Source organism: Burkholderia thailandensis E264, from assembly GCF_000012365.1.
Taxonomy (GTDB): domain Bacteria; phylum Pseudomonadota; class Gammaproteobacteria; order Burkholderiales; family Burkholderiaceae; genus Burkholderia; species Burkholderia thailandensis.
In genome coordinates this window covers 769980-781035 of record NC_007651.1, presented here as the reverse complement: position 1 = coordinate 781035, position 11056 = coordinate 769980, and the positions used below count along the sequence as shown (strand labels likewise).

Below are 11056 nucleotides of genomic sequence, written 5' to 3'. Positions count from 1 at the left end.
GGCCCCCTGTTATTTCGCGCTCGACGCGGCGGCAGCGCTCGACGGCGCGGCACCCGATGCGGCCGCGCTCGCCGCCGCGGCCTGGGCGGGCGAGCCGCCCGCGGGCGCGGCGCCGGACGCGCCGGACGCCGCGGCCGGCAATTGAGCTTCGGCGGTCTTCACGGTCATGCCCGGGCGCACCTTGTCGATGCCCTGCACGATCACGCGGTCGCCCGCCTGCAGGCCGCCTTCGACGACCCAGTTCTGGCCCTGCGTGCCGCTCGTCGTGAGCACGCGCGGCTCGACCTTGCCCTTGCCGTCGACGATCATCGCGACCGCCTGGCCCTTCGGATCGCGCGTGACGCCGATCTGCGGGACGAGGAACGCGTTGTCGTTGACGCCCTCTTCGATGCGCGCGCGCACGAACATGCCCGGCAGCAGCACGCGCTGCTTGTTGGGGAAGATCGCGCGAATCGTGACCGAGCCCGTCGTCTGGTCGACCGTGACGTCGCTGAACTGCAGCTTGCCCGGCTCCGAGTACGCCTTGCCGTCCTCGAGGATCAGCGTGACCTTCGCCGCGCCCGGACCCTCCGTCTTGATGCGCCCGCTCTGGATGTCCTGGCGCAGCTTCAGGCCGTCGAGGCTCGACTGCGTGAGGTCGACGTAGACGGGATCGAGCTGCTGGACGGTCGACATCAGCGTCGCCTGGCTCGCCTGCACGTACGCGCCCGGCGTGACCTGCGAGATGCCGACGCGGCCCGTGATCGGCGAGACCACGTCCGTATAGCCGAGGTTGATCTGCGCGGTGTCGACCGCGGCCTTGCCGGCCGCCACGTCGGCGGCGGCCTGCCCTTGCGTGGCCACCGCGTTGTCGTAGTCCTGCTTGCTGACCGCGTTCGCGGCGACGAGCACCTTGTAGCGCGCGACGAGCGCGTTCTGCGTCGCGAGATTCGCCTGCGCCTTCGCGAGCGTCGCCTTCGCGCTGTTCAACTGCGCGATGTACGGGGCGGGATCGATCTTGTACAGACGCTGGCCGGCCTTGACGTCGCTGCCTTCCGTGAACTCACGCCGCAACACGATGCCGTCCACCCGCGCGCGCACCTGCGCGACCAGATACGCGCTCGTGCGGCCCGGCAATTCGGAGACGACCGGCACGGCTTGCGGCTGGACGGTGACGACGCCGACTTCGGGCGTTTGAGGGGGCGGAGCCGATTCTTTTTTTCCGCACGCGGCCAGAAAAACGGCAGCCGTCGCGACAGTGATTAAGCGGTATGGAACCCGTTCGACGCGCATGGAGCGACCTCGTTTGTAACTAGATGAAATAAGTGCCGGCCTCGGGGACACAACACGAACGCGCCTTGCGACGCGGATCGGACAACTGAATTGCTTGACTGCGGATACAACAGCGGCACGCGACCGCCGTGCCGTGATGCCGCCGCGCGCGGTGCGCGCGGAACAACAATGAGGAGGGAAATCAGCAGAGACGGATATTAACTGATTGCCTCGAAGGCCATTCGGCCGTAAGCTGGCATTGTATATACATTCACGAATGTATGTAAAAGTCCTTTATGCATCGCACAATTTCTTACAATTACCAAGGTTTACGGCACGTAAGCAAAAAGGGCGTCCGTTGGACGACGCCTGCGATGCAACCCTTATTATTCACGCAATGACCCCGATCTTGCACACGATGAGCTGTTGAATGGCCAGACGCACGAAGGAGGAAGCGCTCGCGACGCGCGACCGCATCCTCGACGCCGCCGAGCACGTCTTCTTCGAGAAAGGCGTGTCGCACACGTCGCTCGCCGACATCGCCCAGCACGCGGGCGTCACGCGCGGCGCGATCTATTGGCATTTCGCGAGCAAGAGCGAACTCTTCGACGCGATGTTCGACCGCGTGCTGCTGCCGATCGACGAGCTGAAGGCCGGCACGGGCGAGCCGCACGCGGATCCGCTCGGCCGGGTCCGCGAGATCCTGATCTGGTGCCTGCTCGGCGCGGCGCGCGATCCGCAGTTGCGGCGCGTGTTCAGCATCCTGTTCATGAAGTGCGAGTACGTCGCGGACATGGGGCCGCTCCTGCAGCGCAACCGCGAAGGCATGCGCGACGCGCTGCGCAACATCGAAGCGGATCTCGCCCAGGGCGTCGCGAACGGCCAGTTGCCGGCCGATCTCGACACGTGGCGCGCGACGCTGATGCTGCATACGCTCGTGAGCGGCTTCGTGCGCGACATGCTGATGCTGCCGGGCGAGATCGATGCGGAGCGGCATGCGGAAAAGCTCGTCGACGGCTGCTTCGACATGCTGCGCACGAGCCCCGCGATGCACAAGGACGGCTGAGCGCGGCGCAACGATGCGCGCGGCGGCGCACGGAGCGCCCGCGTGCGCGGCAATCCGGCAGGAAGGAATGCAAAAAAGAAGGAGGGAAGCGCGGCACCCGCCCGCCGACCGCACGCGCGGTGGCCGTCGTACGGCGAATGGCCTCCCGACGAGGCGCGAAGCCGCGCTACGGCAAAATTCGCGCCGCTCAGCCGCCGTTGAACCAGCGCGCCGCGTACAGCAGCAGCGCGACGAAGAAGATCATCGCGGCCCACGCCCAGAGCGGCACCGGGTTCGATTCGCGATGATGCAGCGCGCTCGCCGCGCGCCCCGTCAACGCACCGCCCAGGTGCTGCGCGTGCGCGCGGCGCGCGATGCCCATGAACGCCGCCGGCCGCAGGAACACATGCTGCCGCTGCGGCGCGCCGTCGCGGGCGCGGTTCGGCGCGAGCCCGTGCTTCGCCTGCACCACCGCGCAGAATTCGTTGAAGAAATCGTCGGCGAGCTCGTGCAGCGCGTTCTTGATCTGGCGCCCCGGCAGCTCGGCGAGCGGGCCGGACGCCGTCGCCCACACCGCGTATTCGATCCGCGTCGACGGTGCGCCGTGGCTCGCGCCCGGCTCGTCGTCCGCGGGCGCGAGCACGACGTCGATCTGACCGCGCAGCGCGCCGATGCCGTCCGCGCGGGCCCGGAAGTTCAGCGTGCGCCTCGTGTGCGCCGGCTCCTCGTGGCGCTCGCCGACGACGTGCGCCCGCACGTCGTAGCGCGCGCGCAGCGGACCGAGCGGCACCGTCAGCGCAAGCGCATATTCGCCGCGCGCGAGCCGCGACAGCGACTCGCAATGATCGAGGCTCGCGCGCACGAGCGCGAGATCCTGCAGCGCATCCCAGACGACGGACGGCGCGAGCGGAATGTACAGCGCGTCGTTCAGTTCCATGATCGTCTCCCCCGATGAACCGCCGCGTCAGGACGTCACGTCGATGCGGTCGACGCGCTCGGCATCGAACGCCACGTACTGCCGGATCGCATCCGCGATCCCGGACGGCTCCTCGTAACTCCACGCGGCGTTCTCGATCACGCCGTCTTCGGTATGCAGATGGAAATAGGTTGCCGCCCCCTTGTGCGCGCAGTGTGCGACGCGATCGGACGGCACGAGCCGCGACATGTTGACATCGTCGCGCGGCAGATACTGGACGTCGGGCGCGCCCGCTTCCTTCAGCGTGTAGGCGGCAAGCGAATCGGCATAGGTGATCCCCCGATGGATCACGCGAACGCGATGGCGGTTCGGCTCGATCTCGATGCGATGGCCTGCGGCGTCGGACATCGGTTCCCCCCCGTGGCCGCCGCGCGCGACGCGCCGGCCGACAATAAGCATGGCCGCGGCGAAACGCCGCTTGTTATCGCATTATCGGCCAAACCGCCGCAAATTGCGCGGCGTCATCGCCGCAGCGGGGTCACTGCGCTTTCCACGAGAACGCCGCCTTCGCGCCGCCCTTCGCCGGCACCGTCACCGCGCGGGTCTGCTCGTTGCCGTTGTAGCTCGCATGCACGGTGTAGCGCCCCGGCTTCAGCCTGACGAGCATGTATGGACCGCGCGCATCGGTCTTCAGCACTTCGCCGCCATGCGCGTCGAGCACGGACACGTGCACGTCGGACAGGTACTCGCCGCCCGCGCCCGTGAAGCGCAGCGCGAGCGGCCAGTTGCTTTCGCTGCGCCGGAACGCGGTGGACTCGTCGAGCCCCACGCCGCCCGACACGAACCCGACGTCGCCCTGGTGCTGCACGTCGGGCAAGCCGGATTGCGCGTTCGCGACGCCCGCGAGGCCGAAAGCCAGCGCCGCCGCGATCAGGTGTTTGGAAATGGTCTGCTGTCGCATGATTCGCTCCTTGAATCTGCCAGCCGAAACCGGAGGCCCCGCAGGACCGCCGGCGAACATGACGGGCAAGGCAGGCCGCGCGATGAGGCGGACGGCCGTCTTGCCGCCCGCGCGCCGCGCCGCCGCGCCGGCCCGCCCGTCGCGCCGGGTGCGATGCGCCCCGGCTCAGCCCAGATCGACCGGCACGAAAATCTGGGCGTCGTCGCGCTGGATCAGCAGCGCAAGGCTGTTGCCCGCGCGCTTGACCGCGTCGCGCAATTGTTCGGCGCTCGTGACGGGCCGCCCGTTCACCGCGAGGATCACGTCGCCCGGCTGGATGCCCGCGCTTGCGGCGGGGCCCGTCGACTGCTGGACGACGAGGCCGTGCGTGAGCGACGTGCCGTTGCGCTCGCGCGGCAAAAGCGGCCGCACCGCGACGCCCAGGCGTCCCTGCTCGACGGGCTCGTCGGCGCCCGCCTTCGCCTGATCGTCGGCCAGCGACGCAAGCGTCACCGACACTGTCTTCTTCGACTTGTCTCGCCAGATCTGCAGGTCGGCCTTCGTGCCCGGCTTCATGCTCGCGATCTGCGCGGGCAACGTCGTCGAGTCCTGAACCGGCACGCCGTCGACCGCGAGGATCACGTCGCCCGGCTGCAGCCCCGCCTTCGCGGCCGGCCCCTTCGGGTCGACCGAGCTGACGAGCGCGCCGTCGGGCTTTTGCAGGCCGAACGAGCTCGCGAGCGTCTGGTTGAGCCCCTGCACCGCGACGCCGAGCCGGCCGCGGCTCACGTGGCCCGTCTTCACGAGCTCGTCCTTCACCTTCATCGCCTCGTTGATCGGGATCGCGAACGACAGGCCCTGGAAGCCGCCCGTCTGCGAGTAGATCATCGAGTTGATGCCGATCACCTCGCCGTTCAGGTTGAAGAGCGGACCGCCCGAGTTGCCGGGGTTCACCGGCACGTCGGTCTGGATGAACGGCGTGTAGTTCTCGTCGGGCAGCGCGCGCGACTTCGCGCTGATGATGCCCGACGTGACCGTGTTGTCGAACCCGTACGGCGAACCGATCGCGACGACCCACTGGCCGACCTTGCTCTGCGCCGGATCGCCGATCTTCACGGTCGGCAGGCCCGACGCGTCAATCTTCAGCACCGCGACGTCGGATTGCTTGTCGGTGCCGACGACCTTCGCCTTGTACTCGCGCTTGTCGGTGAGCTTCACCGTGACGACGTTCGCGCCGTCGATCACGTGCGCGTTGGTCAGGATATACCCGTCCGCGCTGATGATGAACCCGGAGCCCAGGCTCGTGCTCGGCTGGTCGTCCGGCTGCGGCTGGCGGCCACCGCCCATCCCGGGAACCTGCCCGTAGAAATGTCGGAAGAATTGGTAGAACGGATCTTCCGGATCGATCGGCAATTGCGGCGCTGCGCGGCGCTGCGCGACGCGCTGCACGACGTGCTTCGCGCTGATGTTCACGACGGCCGGCCCGTAGGTCTCGACCAGGCCGGAAAAGTCGGGGATGCCCGTCTTCGCGGCTGCCTCGGCCGGCATCAGCGCGGCGACGGCCGGTGTGATGATCTGCGGTTCCGCATGGCGGGTGCCCGCCACATACCCCGCCGACAACGCCGCGGCGACGGCCACGGCAACTGCGCCACGCGCAAGGATTCGGGTAGTCATCGATCGTTCTCCTCGTCTAACCGTTTGCAGCGTAGCGACCCTGACTTAAAGCAGGCTTAATCGGCTTCGGGAACCGCCAAACGGATAGGGTAAGCGAGAGGCCGCCGGGGCGATCGCGAACGCGGGGCGGATCACGGGCGCGGATCGGCGGGCTGGCGGCCGCGCGGGCATGCCGCACGCGAGGAACGCATGCGCCGCCCCCCGTGCGCGCGGGCCCGTCACGCGTCGCCCGCGCGCGGCAGCGAGACGCTGACGAGGAGCCCGCCCGCCGCCGCTTCGCCGAGCGTCACGGTCGCGCGCTGCTGCGCGGCCACCCGCTTGACGATCGCGAGACCGAGGCCGCTGCCCGAGACGTCGGTACGCGCCCGCGCGGACGTGTCGCGGTAGAAGCGATCGAACACGCGCTCTCGCTCGGCGGCCGCAATGCCGGGGCCGCTATCGCCGATCTGCACGCAGGCGCGCGCGCCGTCGCCACGCGTGAGCGACACGTCGATGCGCCCGCCCGGCGGCGTGTACTTCACCGCGTTGTCGAGCAGGTTGTTGAACATCACGCGCAGCGCGGCGGGATCGGCGTCCACGCTCGCGTCCTCGAGCTGCTCGAAGCCGAGATCGATGTCGCGCCGCTGCGCGAGCGGCGCATGCGCGGCGACGCATTCCTCGACGATCGCGCGCAGATCGACGCGCTCGCGCACCGTCGCGTCGCCGGGCTCCGCGCGCGCGAGCGCGAGCAGTTGCTCGGCGAGGCGCGTCGCGCGCGTGACCCCGCTTTGCAGATCGACGATCGCCTCGCGGCGCGATGCGTCGTCCTGCGCGCGTGCGACGAGCTGCGCCTGGATCTGCACGGCGGCGAGCGGCGTGCGCAGTTCGTGCGCGGCGTCCGCGACGAACGCCTTTTGCGTGTCGAGCGCGGCCGAAAGCCGCGCGAGCAGCCCGTTGAGCGCGCGCACGAGCGGACGCACCTCGAGCGGCAGCGGCGAATCGGGCAGCGGATCGAGCGCCTCGGGCCGGCGCGCCTCGACCGCGCGGGTCACGCGCTGCAGCGGCGCGAGCCCGCGCCCGACGATCATCCAGACGGCCGCGCCGAGGAACGGCAGCAGCACGATGAGCGGCCAGAGCGTGCGCAGCGCGACGCTTGCGGCGAGCCGGTTGCGCACCGACAGCGGCTGCGCGAGCTGCACGACGTTGTCGCCGACGATCGCGCCGTACACGCGCCACGCGCCGCGCTCGGTGCGCTCGGTCGAGAAGCCGAGTTCCGCGCGCGGCGCGATCGGCGCGCGCGGATGCGAGAAGTACATCAGCACGCCGTTGCGGTTCCAGATCTGGATCACGATCCCTTCGTCGCCGTTCGTCTGCGAGCCGAGCACCTGCGAGAACGGCTCGGACGGCAGCGCGGCCGCGATCTGCTGCAACTGGTAGTCGAACAGCTCGTTCGCGGCGGCGAGCGCCTGCCGGTAGATCATCCAGCCCGCGAGCCCCACCCCGGCCACGACGATCGCGAGCAGCCAGATCAGCAATTGATGGCGAATCGACCTCACGCGCTACGCTTCCTTCACGACCATGTAACCGAGGCCGCGGACGTTGCGGATCAGGTCCGAGCCGAGCTTCTTGCGCAGCGCGTGGATATAGACCTCGACGGTGTTGCTGCCGATTTCCTCGCCCCAGCCGTACATCTTCTCCTCGAGCTGGCTCTTCGACAGCACCGCGCCCGGGCGCGCGAGCAGCGCCTCCAGCAGCGCGAACTCGCGTGCAGAAAGCGCGACGGGCGCGCCGTCGAGCGTCACCTGGTGCGACGCCGGATCGAGCGTGAGCGCGCCGTGCCGGATCACCGATTCGCTGCGCCCCGACTGGCGGCGGATCAGCGCGCGCATCCGCGCGGCGAGCTCGTCGAGATCGAACGGCTTGACGAGGTAGTCGTCGGCGCCGGCGTCGAGGCCCTTCACGCGATCGGCGACGGCGTCGCGCGCGGTCAGGATCAGCACCGGCAGCGCGAGCCCGCGCGCGCGCAGCGTGCGCAGCACGTCGATGCCGTCGCGCTTGGGCAGCCCGAGATCGAGCAGCAGCAGATCGTACGCCTCGCCGCCGAGCGCGGTGAGCGCCGCGTCGCCGTCCTGCACCCAGTCGACCGCGCAGCCGTCGGCCTTCAGCGCCTTGCGCACTCCGTCGGCGATCATCCGATCGTCTTCTACCAGCAGTATCCGCATCCTGAAAAACGTCCGTCGCATGCGTTCGAGATGGCGAACATTGTAGCGCCGCCGCGCGCGCAAACGGACCTTCGGCCGATTTCGACGCTGCCCGCGCGCCGTTTTCTCTACAATGTGCGGCTTGCGTCGCGCGCATGCGCACGCCCCTTTTGCTCACGCCGCCCTCCGTTCCCGTATTCGTCGATGAATCACAACGCCGCCCGCATCGCCGCCTCGCCACGTCAGGCCCGTCCCGCCGCCCGCATGCCGCGCGCGCTCCTGCGCGGCGCGATGCTCGTCGCCGCGTGCGCCGCGCTCGCGTTCGCCGCGCCCGCCGACGCTCGCCGAAAGCCGAAGCCGCCGCGCTACCCCGCCGCCGTGTCGGCCGCGCGCAACGTGCTGCCCGCGTCGGTGCTCGTCGCGCTGCAGCGCGCGCGCGTGCCGGCGTCGAGCCTGAGCGTCGTCGTCGAGCGGATCGGCGACTCCACGCCCGTCGTCGCGTGGAACGCGAGCCGGCAGATGCAGCCCGCATCGACGATGAAGCTCGTGACGACCTACGCGGGGCTGTCGCTGCTCGGCGCCGACTATCGCTGGCGCACGAGCGCGTACGCGGACGGCGGCGTCGACGAGAACGGCACGCTGCACGGCACGCTGTACGTGAAGGGCACGGGCGATCCGAAGCTCGTGCCCGAGGAACTGATCGACCTCGTCAACAAGATCCGCCGCGCGGGAATCGTCAACGTCGACGGCGCGCTCGTGCTCGACAAGACCTTCTTCGCGCCCGAGACGCGCGACCTGCCGCCCCTCGACGACGACGCGAGCGCGCCTTACAACGTCGGCCCCGATCCGCTTCTCTACGCGTTCAAGGCGCTGTCGTTCACGGTGACGCCGACCGACAACGGCGCGGTCGCGGTCGACGTCGTGCCGCCGCTCGCGAACCTGACCGTCGACAACCAGTTGGTCGAAGGCCAGGGCTCGTGCGGCGCCGCGCGCCCGACGCTCGTGACCGACGCGAGCGGCGGGCTCACCGCGTCGTTCGCGGGCGACTATCCGCCGAGCTGCGGCCCGACGACGACCAACCTCGCGGTGCTGAACCATTCCGCGTTCTTCGCGCGCGGCTTCCTCGCGCTGTGGCGCCAGACGGGCGGCTCGTTCTCGGGCACGATCTCCGAAGGCAAGGTGCCGGGCCGCGCGCGGCCCGTTGCGTCGCACCACGGCCCGGTGCTGTCGAGCGTCGTGCACGACATCAACAAGTTCAGCAACAACGTGATGGCGCGCAACCTGTTCCTCACGATCGGCGCGGTCGAGCACCGGCCGCCCGCGACACCCGCGCAGTCGGCGGACACGATCCGCGCGTTCCTCGCGCACAGCGGGCTGCCGACCGACGGCCTCACGCTCGAGAACGGCTCGGGGCTCTCGCGCGACGAACGCGTGAGCGCGCTGTCGCTCGCCGACATGCTGCAGGCGGCGAACGCGAGCCCCGTCGCGCAGGCGTTCGTCGATTCGCTGCCGATCGCGGGCGTCGACGGCACGATGAAGAACCGGCTCGCGAACGCCCCCGTCGGCGGCAACGCGCACATCAAGACGGGCACGCTGCGCGACGTGCGCGCGATCGCGGGCTACGTCGCGTCGGCGGACGGGTCGAGCTATGTCGTCGTCAGCTTCATCAACGACGACCGCGCATCGGCCGCGCGCGCGGCGCACGACGCGCTGCTCGAATGGGTGTACGAAGGGCCGCGCTGATTCGCGGCCGTACGTGCGGCGGCGCGGCTTTCGCGCCGGCCGCGCGCGGCTAGGAACCGGTTCCGTCCCCGCCGACCCCCGCAGAATCCGCCCGCATTCGCCGCCGGTTTCCGCCGCTCAGCCGCCGCACGGCGGCCCGGCGCGCCGCACCATGTCGGCCGTCCGTCGAAGACTCCCTCTACGAAACACCCTCGCGCCCGGTACGCCGATTGCGTACCCTTTTGGCTGCAATTGACGTCGACGATCCGCGCGCGTGAACCAAACGCCGCACGCACCGGGGCGATCGAAGCACAACAAGAGGGAGACATTCATGCAATTCAACGTCGAATTGCTTCTGCTCGCGCTCGCGCCCGTCTTCCTGCTCTGCATCGGCTGGGAAGCGTGGCACCTCGCGCGCACGCGCCCCGGCGAGCACGTCTACAACCTGCGCGACACGCTCTGCAATGCGGCACTTGCGCTGATGCACCAGGGCGCGGACAAGATCGCGTGGATCTTCGTGATCCCGATCTATGCGTACTGCTACACGCACTACCGGCTCCTCACGTGGGACAACACGTGGGCGTCGTTCGCCGTGCTGTTCGTCGCGCAGGACCTGCTCTACTACGTGTTCCACCGCTGCAGCCACCGCGTTCGCTGGCTGTGGGCCGCGCACGTCGTCCATCATTCGTCCGAGCGCCTGAACTTCTCGACCGCGATGCGGCAAAGCCTGATGTACCCGGTCGCCGGCATGTGGGCGTTCTGGCTGCCGCTCGCGTTCCTCGGCTTCCCGCCGCAGCAGATCGTCGGCATCGTGCTCATCAACCTCGCGTTCCAGTTCTTCGTCCACACGCAGACGATTCCCAAGCTCGGCTGGCTCGAATACGTGCTCAACACGCCGTCGATCCACCGCGCGCACCATGCGCGCAACCCGCGCTACATCGACCGCAACTACGCCGGCGTGCTCGTGATCTGGGACCGCCTGTTCGGCAGCTACGTCGACGAGGACCCGCGCGATCCGCCCGAATACGGAATCGTCGAGCCGCTGCGGTCGAACAACCCGCTCGTCGCGACGTTCCATGAATGGCGGTCGATGGCGGCCGACGCGTTCGGCGTCGACGGCTGGCGCAACAAACTGCTTGCGCTTTTCGGTCCGCCCGAATGGGCGAGCGCTTATCATGCTCGGGTTGCGCACGCGCAGCCGCACGAGCCGTCCGCGCTCGCCGCCGCACCGCGCGAACGATAACGAAACCAGGCTTCACAACCATTGCGCCGAGCCGCGTCGCGGCCCGGCGCAGGCCATGCAACACAAGCATATCTACGAGGAGAGA

The 11056-nt window shown here is 69.4% G+C and carries 11 protein-coding genes; 3 read left to right on the top strand and 8 right to left on the bottom strand.

Annotated features, from left to right (window positions below; all coding sequences use genetic code 11):
• Positions 1-9 precede the first annotated feature (9 nt).
• Positions 10-1272, bottom strand: a complete 1263-nt coding sequence (bpeA, locus tag BTH_RS15660; RefSeq protein WP_011401834.1) for an efflux RND transporter periplasmic adaptor BpeA — start codon at positions 1270-1272, stop codon at positions 10-12.
• A gap of 19 nt (positions 1273-1291) precedes the next feature.
• Entirely contained in the window at positions 1292-1438 is a 147-nt protein-coding gene (locus BTH_RS31150) for a hypothetical protein (RefSeq protein WP_009903138.1), read from the bottom strand.
• Between the two features lie 243 nt (positions 1439-1681).
• Between BTH_RS31150 and bpeR the strand changes: the two genes are divergently transcribed.
• Positions 1682-2317 carry a TetR family transcriptional regulator BpeR gene (gene bpeR, locus BTH_RS15655; protein ID WP_009892749.1) on the top strand — a complete coding sequence of 212 codons (636 nt, stop codon included), beginning with the start codon at positions 1682-1684 and terminating at the stop codon, positions 2315-2317.
• A gap of 187 nt (positions 2318-2504) precedes the next feature.
• Here the strand turns inward: bpeR and BTH_RS15650 are convergent, their stop codons facing one another.
• The 6 genes from BTH_RS15650 to BTH_RS15625 all read right to left on the bottom strand — a co-directional run bounded on the left by BTH_RS15650 (position 2505) and on the right by BTH_RS15625 (position 8027).
• The gene (locus BTH_RS15650) at positions 2505-3233 is read right to left on the bottom strand and encodes a CoxG family protein (protein WP_009892751.1); all 729 of its coding nucleotides are present in this window, start codon (positions 3231-3233) and stop codon (positions 2505-2507) included.
• Between the two features lie 27 nt (positions 3234-3260).
• The gene (locus BTH_RS15645; RefSeq protein ID WP_009892753.1) at positions 3261-3620 is read right to left on the bottom strand and encodes a DUF427 domain-containing protein; all 360 of its coding nucleotides are present in this window, start codon (positions 3618-3620) and stop codon (positions 3261-3263) included.
• Between the two features lie 130 nt (positions 3621-3750).
• Entirely contained in the window at positions 3751-4173 is a 423-nt protein-coding gene (locus BTH_RS15640) for a carboxypeptidase-like regulatory domain-containing protein (RefSeq protein ID WP_009892754.1), read from the bottom strand.
• Between the two features lie 165 nt (positions 4174-4338).
• Positions 4339-5826 carry a DegQ family serine endoprotease gene (locus tag BTH_RS15635; RefSeq protein WP_011401833.1) on the bottom strand — a complete coding sequence of 496 codons (1488 nt, stop codon included), beginning with the start codon at positions 5824-5826 and terminating at the stop codon, positions 4339-4341.
• A 218-nt stretch (positions 5827-6044) separates the two neighbouring features.
• Positions 6045-7361 carry an ATP-binding protein gene (locus tag BTH_RS15630; RefSeq protein ID WP_009892756.1) on the bottom strand — a complete coding sequence of 439 codons (1317 nt, stop codon included), beginning with the start codon at positions 7359-7361 and terminating at the stop codon, positions 6045-6047.
• A 3-nt stretch (positions 7362-7364) separates the two neighbouring features.
• Complete coding sequence (locus BTH_RS15625) at positions 7365-8027, bottom strand: response regulator (RefSeq protein ID WP_009892758.1); 663 nt, start codon at positions 8025-8027, stop codon at positions 7365-7367.
• Positions 8028-8210: 183 nt separating this feature from the next.
• Here BTH_RS15625 and dacB point away from each other — a divergent pair, with 183 nt between their 5' ends.
• The gene (dacB, locus tag BTH_RS15620; protein ID WP_025369549.1) at positions 8211-9749 is read left to right on the top strand and encodes a D-alanyl-D-alanine carboxypeptidase/D-alanyl-D-alanine endopeptidase; all 1539 of its coding nucleotides are present in this window, start codon (positions 8211-8213) and stop codon (positions 9747-9749) included.
• Between the two features lie 310 nt (positions 9750-10059).
• Positions 10060-10971, top strand: coding sequence for a sterol desaturase family protein (locus tag BTH_RS15615; protein WP_009892762.1), 912 nt, complete (start codon positions 10060-10062; stop codon positions 10969-10971).
• Positions 10972-11056 lie beyond the last annotated feature (85 nt).

What these genes read in the sequence shown, in the direction of transcription:
- BTH_RS15625 (WP_009892758.1), bottom strand. Translation starts at nt 8,027, where the DNA reads ATGCGGATACTGCTGGTAGAAGACGATCGGATGATCGCCGACGGAGTG.
- BTH_RS15650 (WP_009892751.1), bottom strand. Translation starts at nt 3,233, where the DNA reads ATGGAACTGAACGACGCGCTGTACATTCCGCTCGCGCCGTCCGTCGTC.
- dacB (WP_025369549.1), top strand. Translation starts at nt 8,211, where the DNA reads ATGAATCACAACGCCGCCCGCATCGCCGCCTCGCCACGTCAGGCCCGT.
- BTH_RS15615 (WP_009892762.1), top strand. Translation starts at nt 10,060, where the DNA reads ATGCAATTCAACGTCGAATTGCTTCTGCTCGCGCTCGCGCCCGTCTTC.
- BTH_RS15640 (WP_009892754.1), bottom strand. Translation starts at nt 4,173, where the DNA reads ATGCGACAGCAGACCATTTCCAAACACCTGATCGCGGCGGCGCTGGCT.
- bpeR (WP_009892749.1), top strand. Translation starts at nt 1,682, where the DNA reads ATGGCCAGACGCACGAAGGAGGAAGCGCTCGCGACGCGCGACCGCATC.
- BTH_RS15645 (WP_009892753.1), bottom strand. Translation starts at nt 3,620, where the DNA reads ATGTCCGACGCCGCAGGCCATCGCATCGAGATCGAGCCGAACCGCCAT.
- BTH_RS15635 (WP_011401833.1), bottom strand. Translation starts at nt 5,826, where the DNA reads ATGACTACCCGAATCCTTGCGCGTGGCGCAGTTGCCGTGGCCGTCGCC.
- bpeA (WP_011401834.1), bottom strand. Translation starts at nt 1,272, where the DNA reads ATGCGCGTCGAACGGGTTCCATACCGCTTAATCACTGTCGCGACGGCT.